General features: G+C 39.3%; 14 protein-coding genes. 2 read left to right on the top strand and 12 right to left on the bottom strand.

Annotation, left to right across the window (positions count from 1 at the left end; all coding sequences use genetic code 11):
* Positions 1 to 56 precede the first annotated feature (56 nt).
* From MHO82_RS00760 to MHO82_RS00750, 3 genes are all read right to left on the bottom strand, one after another.
* Positions 57 to 977 carry a DUF808 domain-containing protein gene (locus tag MHO82_RS00760; protein WP_239181939.1) on the bottom strand — a complete coding sequence of 307 codons (921 nt, stop codon included), beginning with the start codon at positions 975 to 977 and terminating at the stop codon, positions 57 to 59.
* A gap of 150 nt (positions 978 to 1,127) precedes the next feature.
* Positions 1,128 to 1,445 carry a divalent-cation tolerance protein CutA gene (gene cutA / locus MHO82_RS00755; RefSeq protein WP_239181938.1) on the bottom strand — a complete coding sequence of 106 codons (318 nt, stop codon included), beginning with the start codon at positions 1,443 to 1,445 and terminating at the stop codon, positions 1,128 to 1,130.
* A 40-nt stretch (positions 1,446 to 1,485) separates the two neighbouring features.
* A complete protein-coding gene (locus MHO82_RS00750) occupies positions 1,486 to 1,773 on the bottom strand; it encodes a hypothetical protein (protein ID WP_239181937.1) in 288 nt (95 codons plus the stop codon).
* Between the two features lie 223 nt (positions 1,774 to 1,996).
* Between MHO82_RS00750 and MHO82_RS00745 the strand changes: the two genes are divergently transcribed.
* Positions 1,997 to 3,916 (top strand): alkaline phosphatase D family protein, encoded by a 1,920-nt coding sequence (locus MHO82_RS00745; protein ID WP_239181936.1) that lies wholly within the window; start codon positions 1,997 to 1,999, stop codon positions 3,914 to 3,916.
* Between the two features lie 75 nt (positions 3,917 to 3,991).
* On the opposite strand, the gene MHO82_RS00740 is transcribed toward MHO82_RS00745, so the two are convergent.
* Complete coding sequence (locus MHO82_RS00740; protein WP_239181935.1) at positions 3,992 to 4,615, bottom strand: DNA-J related domain-containing protein; 624 nt, start codon at positions 4,613 to 4,615, stop codon at positions 3,992 to 3,994.
* Positions 4,616 to 4,790: 175 nt separating this feature from the next.
* Positions 4,791 to 6,212: a PTS trehalose transporter subunit IIBC gene (treB, locus tag MHO82_RS00735; protein WP_239182267.1), complete on the bottom strand. Its 1,422-nt coding sequence runs from the start codon at positions 6,210 to 6,212 to the stop codon at positions 4,791 to 4,793.
* Between the two features lie 223 nt (positions 6,213 to 6,435).
* Between treB and MHO82_RS00730 the strand changes: the two genes are divergently transcribed.
* Positions 6,436 to 7,401, top strand: coding sequence for a LacI family DNA-binding transcriptional regulator (locus tag MHO82_RS00730; RefSeq protein ID WP_239181934.1), 966 nt, complete (start codon positions 6,436 to 6,438; stop codon positions 7,399 to 7,401).
* 44 nt (positions 7,402 to 7,445) lie between these two features.
* On the opposite strand, the gene MHO82_RS00725 is transcribed toward MHO82_RS00730, so the two are convergent.
* From MHO82_RS00725 to MHO82_RS00695, 7 genes are all read right to left on the bottom strand, one after another.
* Positions 7,446 to 8,360, bottom strand: coding sequence for a bifunctional methylenetetrahydrofolate dehydrogenase/methenyltetrahydrofolate cyclohydrolase (locus MHO82_RS00725; RefSeq protein WP_239181933.1), 915 nt, complete (start codon positions 8,358 to 8,360; stop codon positions 7,446 to 7,448).
* A gap of 141 nt (positions 8,361 to 8,501) precedes the next feature.
* On the bottom strand, positions 8,502 to 9,293 hold the full coding sequence (locus tag MHO82_RS00720; protein ID WP_239181932.1) for an HD domain-containing phosphohydrolase: 792 nt from the start codon (positions 9,291 to 9,293) through the stop codon (positions 8,502 to 8,504).
* Positions 9,280 to 9,675 carry a DUF1987 domain-containing protein gene (locus MHO82_RS00715; RefSeq protein WP_239181931.1) on the bottom strand — a complete coding sequence of 132 codons (396 nt, stop codon included), beginning with the start codon at positions 9,673 to 9,675 and terminating at the stop codon, positions 9,280 to 9,282. The genes MHO82_RS00720 and MHO82_RS00715 overlap by 14 nt, the downstream gene beginning before the upstream one ends.
* A 2-nt stretch (positions 9,676 to 9,677) precedes the next feature.
* Positions 9,678 to 10,232, bottom strand: coding sequence for a SiaB family protein kinase (locus MHO82_RS00710; protein WP_239181930.1), 555 nt, complete (start codon positions 10,230 to 10,232; stop codon positions 9,678 to 9,680).
* 38 nt (positions 10,233 to 10,270) lie between these two features.
* Positions 10,271 to 12,430 (bottom strand): ABC transporter substrate binding protein, encoded by a 2,160-nt coding sequence (locus MHO82_RS00705; RefSeq protein WP_239181929.1) that lies wholly within the window; start codon positions 12,428 to 12,430, stop codon positions 10,271 to 10,273.
* Between the two features lie 465 nt (positions 12,431 to 12,895).
* Positions 12,896 to 15,007: a plasmid pRiA4b ORF-3 family protein gene (locus MHO82_RS25840; RefSeq protein WP_239181928.1), complete on the bottom strand. Its 2,112-nt coding sequence runs from the start codon at positions 15,005 to 15,007 to the stop codon at positions 12,896 to 12,898.
* Positions 15,008 to 15,190: 183 nt separating this feature from the next.
* A complete protein-coding gene (locus MHO82_RS00695; protein ID WP_239181927.1) occupies positions 15,191 to 16,756 on the bottom strand; it encodes a PAS domain-containing methyl-accepting chemotaxis protein in 1,566 nt (521 codons plus the stop codon).
* Positions 16,757 to 16,764: the final 8 nt, after the last annotated feature.

Genomic DNA, 16,764 nt, shown 5'->3' with positions numbered 1-16,764 from the left:
TGATAAGGTTTTTATATTCTTTATCATCGCCCTTCTACTTATGAGAAAAAATTAACCTACAATGCAGTGCGTAATTTAGAAGCCAGAGTAACAACACCCACTACAACCGCACCAGCCACTAAACCGACAACCCCATTCAGCAGAGCAGGAACAATGGCTGTGACTAACGTAATTTTCGGTAATTCAAACAGTATAGGTTCGATAAGGTGATGGATAGCAGGAACACTGTGTACCACAATACCACCACCCACTAAAAACATAGCCGCTGTACCAATGACAGTTAAAAATCGCATTAATTTAGGAGCAAAGGAAACTAACCCTGTACCGATAACCGCTAACGGCCCTTTCCCTTCACTTCGACGTTGAAAGTAAAAACCCAAATCATCGAGCTTAACGATCCCCGCAACTAAACCATAAACCCCGATGGTCATAACGAGCGCAATCAAACTCACCACTAATACCTGAGTAGCCATGGCTTGCTCTTGAACTGTACCTAAAGCAATCACAATGATTTCTGCTGAAAGAATAAAATCTGTTCTTATGGCCCCTGCAATTTTTTTCTTTTCGTATTGCTCAATACTGTCACTGTCTAGCGCAGATTCACTTTGTAAGCCGTTTTCTTCTTCCTGTGAATCTTTTTTATGAAACAGTTTTTCAATGATTTTCTCCGCGCCTTCAAAACAGAGAAATAGTCCACCAAGCAATAAACACGGCACAATCAACCAAGGCGCAAGTGCGCTCATAAGTAACGCTGCTGGCACTAAAATCAATTTATTACGAAAAGAGCCTTTAGCCACCGACCATACCACAGGGATCTCACGTTCCGCAGCCACACCCGATACCTGCTGAGCATTCAGCGCTAAATCATCCCCCAACACACCTGCTGTCTTCTTTGCCGCAACTTTAGACATGAGTGCCACATCGTCTAAAACCGTGGCAATATCATCCAATAATGTTAATAAACTCAGTCCCGCCATTACCTAATTAATCCAGTTTGATTTGTATGGCTGAATAATATCACCGAATATTAATAACTTGGTTAACACACAGCAAAAAAGTAACAAAATATTTCAAAGCTATAGCTAAAAAGTAACAAAATATTTCAAATCTATAGCTAAAGATGCAATTCATCGGCACTCGTCTTCAATCCAATCAAGATAACCAATGAATCCTCCAGTTATTGGCAACTGGATAATTTCTGGGGTCTCATAGGCATGGTGAACAAGAATATTTTTTTCCACTTCTAGGTACAGTGACTGCTTAGTTTTAATGAATAACAGCTTTTCATCATCACAATGTACTGTGCCTTTCCAGCGGTAATAGCTTTTAATGGCTTGTACTTGAATACAAGCCGCTAAATGCTCTTTTATTAATGAGTTTATGATTAATTGACCATTTTCATCATCTGTAAACGTGGTCAGTACCACACAGTAATCCGACTTCATTACCACAGCTCCAAATCACCATCACTCATTTAAAGTTAAGCTATTTGGAGAAAACGCGCCCTAAACCGTGAAAGAAAGTGGCTGGGAGCAATACTAAAAATACAATTGGCATAAGCAAAACAAACAGGCTAGCGATAACAAATACACCTCCGCCCGATAAATCAGAAAACATCATGGTTGCTAGAGGTAAAAAAGAAAACACAATTAAAGTAACAAGTAAACTCACTGCGGAAATGGCCATCAAGCTCAAAAATACTTTTAGTGGTTTGTTGTCCACCTCCTTTCCATTAACAAAAAGGGTTTTATCATCATCTACTTTGATCTTCATTCTATAACCTCCGTGTATGTAAAAATCAAAATAAGCGTAGCAACAAATCATTAAAGCTCTTCGGTTTCTAATATATTCATGCCATTGATCTCACAATCTATACATTATTTCTTAAAATTGTTGATCTAACTCTGCAATATAAAGTAACGCAAAGGCAATTGGAGCCGCTCTTCTAACGAGGTATGATGCGGTTTGTTTTCTTTTTCATTGGATTATTTGTTTCATGTTTCTTCATGCTGCTTCATCAACAACAGATCTACCTTTGATTATTGCTGGCCCTATTCTTAGGAAAGTCACTCCCACTGAAATCACAGTGTGGATAGTGACGACGGAGCCTTTGATCGGAAAATTTGAACTGTTTAGCAAACACGAACCAAACAGTGCCATTTTTAGCGCCCCCATGAAAAATGAACAACAAATCCAAATTGGTACTCACGCTTGGGTAACCCTAGCCCACTTTACTGGGCAATTCCCAATAAATACACCATTGGAATACCAGTTAACCACACCTGATGGCACCTTATCTGAGCTAATACCTCACCTCCTATACACAGATGCACAGCGCCCAAGCTTTGTTATTAAACCAGCGGCTGATTATGTGTTACACGGCTCCTGCCGAAACCCGCACCACAACAGCCCAGATAGTTTGGTGGCAGCAGACAACAAAATAGCCACTCTGCCAGAGAACGATCGCCCAGCACTATTAATGATGAGTGGTGACCAAATCTATGCCGATCATGTCGCAGGGCCAACACTGGATGCCATCCAACAAGTGATTTCACTGCTAGGACTACCCGATGAACACTTCACAGATGGTGAATTACCGGATTCCCGCTCGATTTATGAACATCACCATAACTTCTATGGCCGAGATAAATTATTACCTCATTACAGCGACCCTCAATCATGGCTTAGTAAGATAAAACCAAATCATGCCATTCCTATTTTTAGCTCTCGTGAATCGGAAAACCATTTAATTACCTTTGCTGAGTTTTTCGCCATGTACTTATTAATGTGGTCACCTCAGTTATGGGATCTAGTAGACAGAGAGCGACTAAAACATCAAAATTTTCAGTGGGCAGGTAAAACCATTCCTGAAAAGTGGCAACAAGCTTGGCATGAAGAGAAAAAGCACATCGACGATTTTGTGGCTGGTTTAGCTCAAGTTCAGCGCTTACTGGCCCATATTCCGACGTATATGATATTCGACGATCATGATGTAACGGATGATTGGAACCTAACGGTTGGATGGGAAAAAGCCGCTAACGACAACAATTTCTCACGCCGTATTATCGGTAATGGCTTATTAAGTTATTGGTTATGCCAAGGCTGGGGGAATGCGCCAGAAAAATTTAATTCGGAGTTTCTTACCCTAGCTACACAGTACTTCAAAGCACCAAACGCCCAAAACCAAGATCGCTTTATTGCTCACCTTTATCGCTTTGAACAGTGGCACTACACCATTAACACGACACCCAAAATGGTGGTTCTTGATACTCGCACCCGTCGCTGGCGATCTGAGTCTAAAATGAATAAACCATCCGGCTTAATGGACTGGGAAGCCCTAACCGAATTTCAACAAGAATTACTGGATGAACCCGCGGTGATCATCATCTCTGCGGCACCCATGTTTGGTGTGAAATTCATAGAAATGCTGCAACGTGGGATGACATGGCTAGGCTACCCACTGCTCATTGACGCCGAAAACTGGATGGCACACCCAGGCTCTGCCAATACACTACTTAGTATTTTCACACACACAAAAACCCCAACCAACTTTGTGATTTTATCGGGGGATGTGCATTATTCTTTTGCCTACGACATCAAATTGCGTTTTCGAAAATCCAGCCCCAACATTTTCCAGATCACATCGAGTGGTATTAAAAATGAGTTCCCCAATGCCTTGTTGAGATTTTGTGATGTGATGGACCGAGCGCTGTACAGTCCGCATTCCCCCTTAAACTTACTAACAAAGCGTAAACGGCTGAAAATTCTTAAGCGAGATCCTGATCTGCCAAATAATAACCGCCTAGTCAATCAAAGCGCCATTGGTGAGTTACATCTCGATAAAGAAGGCAAACCGACAAAAATTGCTATTTTAACTGCCACGGAAAAGGAAATAACATTCCCACCCGTAGGCTAAGCTGCGCATTATAAAAATCCGTAAACGAACAACGGGGCGTAAAAGTCGCCCCGAAGAGAAAAGAAGTAATAACCGTTAAAGTTGCGTATCCATTTCACGCAAACTATTCCAGGCTTCACATGCTGCACGGAAACGTTGCGGATCACCATCAGGGCGATCAGGATGCCATTTCAACGCCAGCTTTCGCCACTGACGACGAATGTCTTTTGACGTTGCCGTTTCATCCAGTTCAAGAATTCGTAAAGCTTTGAGGCGTTTAATTGGCGTAACACTACTGCCAATGTGTCTTTTATATCGCTTCCAAAATGTGTTGAGTAACAGCTTCACTTCTTCTTGGTTCGCCTCATAGTGAGACCAATCCATATAGTATTCTCGTAATGGATCATCCACTTCGATTTCATGATCATCAAAACCCGTCGCGTGACCGTGCCACATTAAGCGAATGTCCATCGCTTCTACTTGCAACCACTGCTTTGGCATCAAAATTTCTTGGAGCTGATATAACGCATTCATCATCAAAAAGTTACGCTTGAATAAATCCAGATCTGAATTATTATCTAACCCATGCATCAGCCCTTGTTCTTTCAACTTTGCTGCTAATGTATGAACTTTCCAATCGTTTGGTTGCTCTTCCAAAATACTGAGAATTGGCCAAATAAGGGGGTTATCTATTTCTTCATGGCTGTCTAATGCATACATTCAAACCATCCTTTGTCACTAGCCGTTTACCTATTAGTATTCTTCAACCATAAACCAAAATAGAAAAATTTGCATACTTGAATAGACAACAAGCCGTAAGCTTATTTATAAATTAGCGAATAAACACAAAAAAACGCCGCCTCAAAACAAGGCGGCGTTAATAACCTAAAAGTGTTTAAGCAACAACTTTTTGTTTCGCGCTAAACTTCCCCGATTTAAATACCATCATGGTTAATGCAATAGGAACAATAATCGCCACTAACATCGCCAATAAGAATGTCATCCAAAATTGCGGCTGAATAGATAAAATCCCCAACAAACCACCATTACCAATACCGTTTGATAAGACACCAGACAAACCACATACCGCAGCAGCTGTTGCTGAACCAATCATGGCACATAGCATAGGGAATTTGTATTTCAGGTTCACACCGTACATGGCAGGCTCGGTCACACCAAGGTATGCCGACAATGCCGCAGGAACAGAAACATCACGCTCAGATTTTTTCTTACTCGCCAACAGCACACCGATAACCGCTGAGCCTTGAGCAATGTTTGATAACGTGATCAAAGGAAATACCGGAGTGCCTCCTACAGTTTGGAACAATTGCATATCTACAGCATTGGTGGTGTGGTGAATGCCTGTTACCACTAATGGTGCATACAAGAAACCAAATACCGAAGAGAACAGTACCCCATACTCACCCGTCATAGCGGTTAACACTAGCTGCCCAAACGCATCACCAATCATACGACCAAATGGACCAATCACAGCATGTGCCACAAAAACAGCTAACGTGACACTAATCAATGGCACCGTGACTTGGTGTAAATAAGAAGGAATTAAACGCGCTAAACGGACCTCAACCATTGCCAGAAAAACACCAGCAAGTATGGCTGGAATCACCTGTGCTTGGTAACCTACTTTTTCAATGGTGATCCACCCAAAGTCCCATACTTCAGGTATCTGAGAACCAATCCCATACGCATTCATTAATTGTGGAGATACCAAAGTGATCCCCAAAATAATGCCGAGAACTGGCGAGCCACCTAGTTTTTTCACCGTAGACCAACAAATTGCTACTGGTAAGAAATGAAATACTGCTTCGCCGATTAACCACAAAAATTGATGTAACGCTGTCCAAAACTGTGATTGGTTAACCAAAGCGCCATTCCCCGTAAAATCAATTTCCATGATATTACGGAAGCCTAAAATTAGACCACCAGTGATAATGGCAGGCAAAACAGGAACAAATAACTCAGCAAGATTGGTTAATCCACGCTCGAACCAATTCATGTTCACTTTAGCAGCCTGCTTTGCTTCTTCTTTGGAAGCACCACTTGATCCCGTTTGTGCAATCAGCTCTTTGTAATACTGATCAACATCTGTACCAATAATCACTTGAAATTGGCCTGCATTAACAAAGCAGCCTTTAACAGCAGGAATTTTCGTTTCTATTTGCTCCGGTGAGGCTTGAGCCGTGTCTTTTAACACAAAACGCAAGCGTGTTAGACAGTGTGTGACAGAAGCAATATTATCTTTTCCACCGATCAAATCGATAAGATGTTCTATTTGTTTTTTTGTATCCATATTTATAATGGGACCAGTCCCACCTCCACGTAAAAAAGACACAACCCCATTTTTGATTTATAATTTAACTCGCATTGGGACCGGTCCCTTTATAATCCATAAATCATCAGAAAGAATAAAGTTGTAGTGCTGAATTTGTGATCAGAGGCACATTGATTTTCTAAATAGTCTTTCTCTATTTGGTCGTTATAATAAGGCTCTACAGCACGAGTATTTAAAGCGGAAGTTAATGAAAAAATTAACAATTAGAGACATAGCAAAGCTAGCTGGCGTGGGAAAATCAACAGTATCTAGGGTTATCAACAATGATCCTAATGTGAAACCTGAAACCCTAGCTAAAGTAAACGAAATCATTAACGAGGTGGGTTATACCCCTTCAGCGGTTGCTCGTGCTATGAATAATCAGCCAATAAAAACCATTGGTATCATTATTACCCGCTTACAATCCAGCGCCGAAAGCCAAGCACTAAGTCAGCTCAGCCAGTTTTTTCATAGCCACAACTACGAGGTAATGATTTTAGAATGCCAGATGCAGCAAGAGTTATTCGACACTTACGTTCGCCTTATGGCACAAAAAAAGGTCGAAGGACTCATTTATTTTGGCTATACCGGATTAATCACCCCAGATCCTGAACTGTTCCAAGGCAATATTGTTACGATTGCAAGCAAACCAGACAATATTTCTTCTGTGACCACCAATAACACACAAGCCGTTGAAGCCTGTTTTGACCACTTACTGGCTCAGGGCTGTAAAAGTATTGGCTTTTTGGGTATGCATGAAGAAGACTTAGTAACTGGTCATGAACGTGTCGAAACATACAGAAAATGCTGTGAAAAATCGGGATTTCGTCCTATTTATCGCTTATCCGACATGAAATACCAACAAGGTGAAAACGGGTGCCAACAACTCCTCGAACAAGGTATCGATGGCCTGCTTTGTGGTACTGAACGCTTAACAACTGGTGCCCTCATCCATTTGTTACGAGAAAACAAAACCCAATTCCCACTTACCGCAGTGGGGATCAATGATCAAATCCAGTTTATTCGCCCCGATATATTTGCGGCCGATTTACAATACGAACAAACAGGGCTGGAAGCCGCAAAGCTGTTAATGGAAAAAATGGCGGGGGACTCAAAAAGCATCCAAGCCATCACGGTGGCTCTCAAACTATTACCCGCAGAGTTAACACGTTAGACAACATGCTCTCCAATTTCGGCCGCCTCTCTGTACTGCTTTAACTACTCCGAAGTATTGAGTGCGCGGTTGCTGTGAAAGTTTCGATACAAACGCAGTGCATTTCGCATACACATGGTGACCGTTACCGGGCCGATGCGTAAAATGGTTTTATCCGCAAAGTCGGTCACATCATCCGCTAAATTTGTGCAGGAGGAAAAGTTAAATGCAATCACTCCAGGCTTTAATTCACTGGCATGGATTTGAGGAAACTCGTTACTTGGGACCCCTGTTATCACAATGTCAGACAAGGATAGCGCCTCTTCCCGAGAAATTTTAATATCCTTTGCGTTTTCCCCTTCGATTAATTGAGCGCCATTTTCGTCAAAAGAATACACTTGTGCCCCGTCGTTAGAAAGCATGGCTGCTAACGGTCGGCCGACCACTTCACTGCGATTAAAGATGCTCACGACTTTACCATTGAGCGGCGCTGAAACTGAATTATCATACGCCCCAACCGCTTCCAACAACTTAATCATCGCCAACGGCGTACATGGCAGAATCGCCTTGCGGGTATCTTCGTGATCATGGCTGACACATCGATCGTTCGTGTACAGTTTATGAGTCCAATGCTGACACAGCCCTTCCACATCTTTTGTCGGATCCACTTGATTGCGAATACGCTCATCTTTTTCGCCAGTGAAAACCGGATAATAAACAAAAATACCATGTACCGATTCATCTTCATTTGCAACTAAAATCGCCGCTTCCAGATCCTCTTTGGGCAAAGTACAAAGCTCAAATTCAATGCCAATTTCTTCGCAAGCTTGCTTGGTATATTGAGCATAAGTATGAGATGGACCATTATCGGTAGATAAAAAGCCAATAATTTTTAGTGGTTCGGGTAACGTACTAATTTCGGACCGAATGTCTTGCTGGAATTGACTGGCAACGTCTGCCGGATTAAGAATAAAACTCATGAATATTTTGTCCTCGCCTATCAACCACCAATCAGATTAGCACCTCAGAATCCATTATGTATGCCGATTTTTCATAAATCATCAATTACCATGACATTGAAAAAGATTACTCTGAAAAACGTCATCAGAACCCAAAAACAATTAATGCTCTTTATATTTCATTCGAATACCAAAAAAAACGTCTATATTATCAAAAAATATATCAATCAACTTCGGATCAAAATGACGGCCTTTTTCCTCATTAAATAGCTTAAAGATATTTTCATCTGGCCACGCATCTTTATATGCTCGTTTGCTACCTAACGCATCAAACACATCAGCAATGGCGGTAATACGCCCATAAATATGAATGTCTTCACCTTTCAAGCCTTGGGGATAACCTGTTCCATCGTATTTTTCATGATGCTGATGGGCAACAATGGCTGCCATTTTTAATAATGGCCGCTGAGAATGCTTGAGCATCTCGTATCCTAAGTTGGCATGCTCTTTCATCACCAACCACTCTTCATCAGTGAGCCTAGCGGGCTTATTTAGAATTGAGTCTGGTATCGCGACTTTTCCAATATCGTGCATAGGTGAGACTTGCTTTAACATCTCAGCATCTTCTAGAGACAAACCATAAAACAAAGCAAAGTTTTTCGAATATTCCGCCACTCGCTTTACATGATTGCCCGTTTCTTTACTCCGGCTCTCACCAATAGCACCCATGGTAAAAATCACTTCTTTTTGAGTGTCTTCTATCTCTTTTTGAAGTGCCGCAATTTCCGTAAATTTACGCTGCAGCTCATCATATTCAAGTTGTTGCCTCTTATCACTCCGCGCCATGATTTTGTCTTGACGACGGACGTCTTTAATCAGCTTTTCAGTGACTTTAACAAAGTCTTCCTGTAACGCTTCAATTTCAGAAATAATTTTATTTTCATGAACATCCATCGTCACTCCCAATTTTAACCAAATTAATGGTTAATTCTTCAAAATCTTCAATAAAATCTTCACCAGCTTCTTCCGCACTTTCATTTTCTTCTTCATACCTCCAATTAATTGTAATATCAAATTCGTCATTTTTTTCTTCTAACAAATCAAAAAAATCAAAAAACAGCTTTGAGCTACTAGAGTTAAAATAGGTAATCTCAAAATTTATCACCACTATATTCGTATTCTCTTGCTCAAAAAGTGCCTCCATCCAAGCCATGACTGGCTCATAAAATTCAAATGTATTTTCAGGGTAAGATTTCCCTTTGATTGAAATCGTGCCATCTACATTCATTTGAATGTTAGGTGTATATTTGGTTTCTACAATATCAAGATTTTCCATATTTATTTCTCCTTCTTAGAATTAACTAATGTTTTAAATTGGAAATAAAACATGTCATCACTATAAGGAGTAAACTCATAGTCTATACTTGTGCAGCGTTTGGCAATTTCATAAAAACCAAAACCTGCACCTTTATGCTCTCCCCTTTTATTATTTTTTCTAATTTCTCGATACCGTTTTTTTATATCGACACGACCTAATGACTTTATTTCACTCAATATTGGTGTCATTAGTTCCACATCATTCTTAGATATGATATTTTGACTGTGTATATAGTAATTATCTTCGCTGTCTTTTCCGACAACAATCAACCCCTCAGCTCTTTTCGGAATTTTTCCTTCATCAGAAGATTTTCCATAATGCATGATATTTTGGGCTAGCTCGATAAATATCGTGAATATGTCGTTTGCAATTCCCATTCTTAATTCATTGTGTTCAGCTTCTTTTTCTAATGCCTCCGTCATGCTTGATATTAAAGTTTGAGATAAGAAACCGCCATATGTTAGAAATATGATTCCTTCATTCTCAACAATATTTTGTATTTTTCTAATATCCATAATACTGTTATCCCTATGGGTTTATAATCATAGAATATCTATATCTTCACCGCGACTATTGTAATATCATCTGTTCTAGATTCACTGTTTTGATATACTCTTAGCTGTTCAATTAATGCTTCTCTTTGAATAGTCATACTTTGATCTAAGTTATCCATAATTGTTTTCTTAAACTGTTTTTTACCCAATGGAAACCCTTTCTCCCCACCATTTTGATCAACATAACCATCCGTAGATAAATAAAACTGCATGCCTTCTTTAACCTCAATCGTATGCTCAGTAAAAACATAATTACTATCGCTTTTTCTATAACCCACAGAGTGGCGGTCGCCTTTTATGATGTTCATTTCTCCCTCCTCAACGTAAAATAGTGGGATCACCGCTCCAGCATATTTAAAGGTATTATTTTCTTTATTGTAATAAACAATTGCCGCATCAAAGCCCGCATTGCTCGTGCCATCCTCACAGTCTTGTCTGAGTAGAGTTTTAATGGTTTTGTTAAAGTAGCTAAGCATCCAAGCTGGGCTGACTTCTAAACTTGGATCACTGAATATTTTAGCAATAATTTGTCGCTCTACCGCTTTTACTAACATAGTGACGAATGCACCAGGCACACCATGCCCTGTACAATCAACCACCATGAGCAAACACTCATTACTGGTACGTAACTCTTCAAATAGGTAGATATCACCACCAATCACGTCTTTGGGTAACCAAAGAGCAAAATGGTCACTAAAATAGCGCTGAAAGACATCATCAGAGGGAATAATCGCGTGCTGAATTAACGAAGCGTATTTAATGCTGTCATTCGTTTGTTTGAATGCATCTTCAATTTGATCTTTGGCTAAATTTAACTCTCTCGTGCGGGATAAAACTTGTTGTTCAAGATCTTGATTTAAAATACGAAGCTCTTCTGAGATGTTTTTTAGTTGAGTGACATTAAAAATTGATCCAACCAAGCCTGATATTTCATCATCTTGATTATAAAATGCATTTTTATAAAAAACTAAATGACGTTCATCTCCATCATGATCAATATCACTCCCTTCATACTGTAAACTTTTTCCATTTCTAAGAAGTTCTTTATCCATATTGGTATGAATACCTTGATCTTCGATAATTTCATCGGTAGTTTTTCCTATTATTTCAGAGCTTGGTCTAGAAAAAAAATCTTCTAATGCTTTATTACAACCTTTATATACCCCTTTTGTGTTTTTAAAATAAATTGGAGTATCAACCGTATTAATTAATGTTTGTTGGAATGTAAGGTTTTCTTCAACCCTTTTCTTTACCAAATTAATTCTTTTTATATTAAACATCTGAAGTATCATTATAAAAATACAAAAAACAAATAAAACTATCACGCTTATTATTTCTTGCTTATACAGTTCAAACATAGAAACAGGCTGATTAATAATATAACTTTGTAACGGGATTACTGAAGGATCTAAGCCATACTTTGTTAATTTTTCATAATCAAACATATAATGGTTAGGGCTTTTATATTTTATCGGTATATCTTTTATATATTTACCATTAAGTATTTCAATCCCCATCAAAGCGGCTTCTTTTCCTTGGAACAGTCCACTGGTTAAGTACCCACCAATGATTCCATTCTCAAAATTAAAATCCCATAACCCATATAAAGGCACTTCTGAATATTCTGATAATGCCAGTGAAGATTCATAATATTCATAGAATTCACCTGTACGACCTTTAAAAAACACAGTGAGTAAAATAGCACTGTCTTTTGAGAAGTTTTTTGCTTTTTCGGTCAGTTCCTCTAATGTAACATTAGTGATAATTTCATATTTAATACCATCTTTAAAATCAGAAACAATATTATTTACTTGTTTTGTTAATACTTTTCCTGTTGTCGTTGAATCAATAACAATATAAATGTTTTTTACTCTAGGTTGAAATCGTTTGATCATCAGAAAATTTTCTCTGATATTGGCAAGCTCATTAACCCCGGTAAAGTTGGTAAAACCCATCACATCCGATTGCTGTAAATTGTTTACACCACAAAAAACAACAGGAGCAGTATTAAATAGTTCGCCATTATGTTTTTTTAAAAAATTAAACGCGTTATTATCAGAACTAATCACCAAATCAATATTAATGTTTTGATACTTAATTCTATATAAATCAAATAGATATCGATAATGCTCATCAGTACTGAACCGCTTAGTATCCATATACTCAACATATAAGTTTATATCTTTATACGTGTCTCCAAATACTTGCTCTATCCCTGAATTAATATCATCTGTCCATTTGAAAGATTGATGATATGAGTGAAGAATTAATACATTTTTTTTAGGCCCTTCGCTCGAATACACTGGAAAAAGGGGAAAGTAGGTTACCAAGATGATCAATAATGATAGACAGTGATATAAACTTCTCATACGCTACCTTTTATTTTTCTATAATCATCTGATTATTATTGTTTTTCTTTATATGGCTATAAACACATTATTTACATTCCTATTGATAATAAATTTTAGATGACTACACGCCATGCGTTAAAAAAAATTATTTTATAAAACAAAAAACTGCTAAGAATAGGTAGCACATGAAAATGAAGTTTGCAGAAAAGTAAATGAAATTTAGATCGGCCGAGAGACGACACTCTCAGCCTCTATGTAATACACGAACTCCGGTTATAGTTCTTCGTAACAGCTCCGTATCACCGCATTCACTTCATCTTTATTAAACACCGAAGGTGTAAGCTCTTCTTCAAGCCAGCCATAATCTTCTAGAAGCTCTAAGTCATCGGTATTGCGCCTACGATTGGCTTTTAGGAGCTGCTCGTAACAAAAAACCCCACCACAATCTTCTGGCGGACAAGCATTACGACCAGCCGTTACTTTGGGAATATCGCAATCCGCTTTTTGAATTTTTTCTAGCGTGATTTTATGTTCCCAACAATCACCAAAATCATACGTATAAAGCATACTATCATCGGGCTCACACAACAAAGCACCCAATGGAATGCTTTCCAGTAAAGTCATATCGCCCTCTTCCGAGAAGCGATAATTTTTCTGTCCATGTGTAAACTCAAACAAATGTTCGTTCTCCCACCCCATCACATCTTGAATTAACATATGGAAAGACAACAAGTCCATTTGATTTGATACTGTAAATCGACGCCACACTGAAGGCTTGCTCTCTAACAGCTCTACTTTGATGACATACCCTTTACCTTTCTGCCCTTTAAGCGTATTTTGATTTTTCATCAAGATAAATTCTTGATCTTGGGTAATAGACAAATTTGACAGATGCTCCAAAAGAGGAAGTTTTTTCCGTTTTAAGTCTTGCGTTAATAAGGCATAGGCATTTTGCATTAAAATTTGGGTAATGTGCTGATCCACATGTTCTGAGCTAGAGGAGACCAAACCCGCTAACACTAGCTTTTGTATTACTTCATGACGCTCTGAAAGATAACCACGATTGATTACATTACGAACAGTTTTAGCTCCTTGTGGTAGCGGCTGTATTGTCCATGTATTGATCAAAGGAAGATACCGAGGTAATACATCACCAATCAGTCTTGAACTTTCTATTTCTTGCTCACTTAAATCGGTTACGTTTGCTGTGATAATATCCAAAAAGTTAGCGGCTTGTGGCATGCACCAAGCTTGAGGCAACATAGATAAAAACTGTAAAGTTTCAAAGTGAGGTGGTTGCTGGTTCTCTTGCTGAATGCTCATGGCCCAAGGCAAAATAGAGCTAAGATAAGTGGTGTTCACATGGCGAGCATCTGAATGTTCTTGCAACACCTTCACCATATTTTCCCAATCAGCTGATGAGATATTTGGACGGTAACTCTGATCCACAAGCCCCAAATCTAAACGAAATACACAAGCAAACATGTGAAGGCTTTCACCTTCTTGAATGAGTACAGCCAAACACGATGCATTCTGTCCATCTGGAATGCTGGCAACCATATCCACCACTTCACAGGAAGGTAAAACATGGTGGGAATATCTCATCGCATGTTTAGACCAGCTATCAATTCTATTTCTGAGTTCATCATCAACAAAATGACGGATCACATTCAAATATTGCTTATTTTTTAAGTGCCCCCATTCTTTAGCGCTTTGCGTATTCAAAAAGTCACTGGCTTCAGACACTACCATGGCATTGTTGTGCGTTAGCAGCAGTACTCCAGCATCCATCCCCCATTCAAAATGATGTACTAAACCGAGAATCGCGGTAGTGCCGCCCATGGGCAACATGCCAAGCTCGCTGGACATTTCAAGTACAAATTCTTCCGCATTAGTAATGCCCATTTCATGGATAAGATTATTAAATGACGCTGCTGACTGCTCTGCTGTAAGAATGGAAGATTCCGCATTTTCTAGTTGGTTGGCTTGCAGTGCAGAAATAATGTCTGCTGCAATCGTGATGTTTTTATCACGCAGAATTTTCACAGCATGATAGGCCTGCTCAATCGCAAAATCTGGCCCAGCAATAATGTCTCGTAAAACAGCATTAAGTTCTTGCAATGAGGCTTCTGCTTCATCAGTAAATTGCCTACTGAAAATCACAAACTCAGACGCAGAATACTCCAACCATTCCAGCAACTGGATCATCGGCTTATCTTGGCTTGGATAAGGGCTAATAAAAGCCATTACCGTGAGATAATCCATCGTAAATGGCTGACTCAATACTTCATAGAGTTCATTGCGCGCCTCAACAGGCAGCTCATTTAGTTCATCGTATATATCTAGATAATGTTCAAATAAATCAACAAACTCATCAAATTGCACAGATCAACCTTAGTTACTAAAGAGAGGGAGGGAATAACTTAAAGGTAACACAGCACAGCAGTTCTTATAGGGAAAATTGATCATTATTTACCAAGAAGTGGTAAGGGGATCTCATGGCGGCTCAGTGCATACCAAACCGCCATAATGCACAAAAATAATCACAAAACTAAGACTGGAGTAAACCTAACGTTGGAATTGAACCATGAGGGAACGTAAATTTTTCACTCGCTCAACCAGCGCGTTTGTTTTCTCAACAGAGATATCAGATAGTTCACTGTTTTTGCGAGATATTTCTTGCATAGATTCCAAGCTTTCATTCACTAAGTTAGTTACATCTGCTTGCTCTTCCACCGCTGATGCAATTTGGTAACTAGCATCCGATACTTTTAGTGTCATCTCATTCATTGTTATTAAGAGATCACCAGTTTCTTTCGCTTGTTCTTGGCAAGAGGCCGACAACGCAGACCCCGATTCCATGGTCGTTGTTGCTTTGCTGGCAGCTGACTGCAAGTTCGCAATCATGCTACGAATTTCTTCCGTAGAAGACTGAGTTTTTGAAGCTAAACTCCTTACTTCATCGGCTACAACCGCAAAACCTCGACCCGCTTCACCTGCCCTTGCCGCTTCAATTGCTGCATTTAGCGCTAATAAATTCGTTTGATCCGCAATAGAGCCGATAACACCTAAAATAGATTCAATCTGATTCGTACTGCTCGTGAGTTCATCAATAGTTACTTTTGATGACTCAAGTTCAGCATTCAATTGACTGATCACCTCAATGGTTTTATCTACACTTTCTTGCGCTTGAGAAGAGATATTATTAGTTTCTGTCGACAGTTCCCGTGAAGCGTTTGCACTGTCGGCAACTTCACGAATAGAGTGATTGAGTTCAGTAACCGCTGTGGCAACTTGAGTGGTCTCATTCACTTGATTCGTCAGATTATCTTTCATCGTCTGTGTATCAGATAAGTTTTTTTCAGCGTCGTTAACCACCACGGTACTCGTATCAATTGAACGAGCAACCACAGAACGAAGCTCCGCTTCTTTTTTAATAAAAGCTAACTCAATAGACGAATAGTCATCCAACTTAGAAGTATAAACAAACTCCATGAAAGGATTATCGTAACCCGCTTTGGCTGTTTTTTGTACTTGTTGCAAACGAGAGCGTTGCATAAAAATGGATAAAAGCAGCAATAATGACGCCACCAGCATCATTATGGACATAGCTCCCATATCTGCGGCGAGATGTATACCAGCAAACACAACAAGCAACGCACTCAATACTGAGCTGATTAAACCAAGATTAAACCGAGGATAACGTAAACGTGATGGGGTCTTGTCTTGCCTTAATGCTGCATAGGCCTCAATCGCCCTTTCCACCCACTCACGCTTTGGTTTAGTACGTACCGATTGGTATTCAATAGTACGGCCATTTACATCTACAATTGGTGTTACAAAAGCAGATACCCAGTAATACTCTTTATTCCCTTTACAATAATTTTTAACAGGCCCCATCCAAGTTTTACCTGTTTTAATCACCTCCCACAAATTCTTAAAAGCTTGTTTAGGCATGTCTGGGTGGCGAACGATGTTATGAGGGTTACCTATCAGCTCTTCTTGAGTATAACCAGCAATCTCACAAAATTTATCGTTGGAAAATGTAATGTAACTTTTAGGATCTGTCGTAGATATCAGGTTATCTCTTTCACCATACGTTCTTTCTTTTTCATTGGCACTTGAATTGTTCATTATACCCT

Origin of the sequence: Vibrio sp. Of7-15 (assembly GCF_022347565.1) — a bacterium.
GTDB lineage: Bacteria > Pseudomonadota > Gammaproteobacteria > Enterobacterales > Vibrionaceae > NORP241.
The sequence above is the reverse complement of the archived record's forward strand: the minus strand, read 5'-3'. Positions and strand labels throughout refer to the sequence as shown.

What these genes read in the sequence shown, in the direction of transcription:
- MHO82_RS00760 (WP_239181939.1), bottom strand. Translation starts at nt 977, where the DNA reads ATGGCGGGACTGAGTTTATTAACATTATTGGATGATATTGCCACGGTT.
- cutA (WP_239181938.1), bottom strand. Translation starts at nt 1,445, where the DNA reads ATGAAGTCGGATTACTGTGTGGTACTGACCACGTTTACAGATGATGAA.
- MHO82_RS00750 (WP_239181937.1), bottom strand. Translation starts at nt 1,773, where the DNA reads ATGAAGATCAAAGTAGATGATGATAAAACCCTTTTTGTTAATGGAAAG.
- MHO82_RS00745 (WP_239181936.1), top strand. Translation starts at nt 1,997, where the DNA reads ATGTTTCTTCATGCTGCTTCATCAACAACAGATCTACCTTTGATTATT.
- MHO82_RS00740 (WP_239181935.1), bottom strand. Translation starts at nt 4,615, where the DNA reads ATGTATGCATTAGACAGCCATGAAGAAATAGATAACCCCCTTATTTGG.
- MHO82_RS00730 (WP_239181934.1), top strand. Translation starts at nt 6,436, where the DNA reads ATGAAAAAATTAACAATTAGAGACATAGCAAAGCTAGCTGGCGTGGGA.
- MHO82_RS00725 (WP_239181933.1), bottom strand. Translation starts at nt 8,360, where the DNA reads ATGAGTTTTATTCTTAATCCGGCAGACGTTGCCAGTCAATTCCAGCAA.
- MHO82_RS00720 (WP_239181932.1), bottom strand. Translation starts at nt 9,293, where the DNA reads ATGGATGTTCATGAAAATAAAATTATTTCTGAAATTGAAGCGTTACAG.
- MHO82_RS00715 (WP_239181931.1), bottom strand. Translation starts at nt 9,675, where the DNA reads ATGGAAAATCTTGATATTGTAGAAACCAAATATACACCTAACATTCAA.
- MHO82_RS00710 (WP_239181930.1), bottom strand. Translation starts at nt 10,232, where the DNA reads ATGGATATTAGAAAAATACAAAATATTGTTGAGAATGAAGGAATCATA.
- MHO82_RS00705 (WP_239181929.1), bottom strand. Translation starts at nt 12,430, where the DNA reads ATGGATACTAAGCGGTTCAGTACTGATGAGCATTATCGATATCTATTT.
- MHO82_RS00695 (WP_239181927.1), bottom strand. Translation starts at nt 16,756, where the DNA reads ATGAACAATTCAAGTGCCAATGAAAAAGAAAGAACGTATGGTGAAAGA.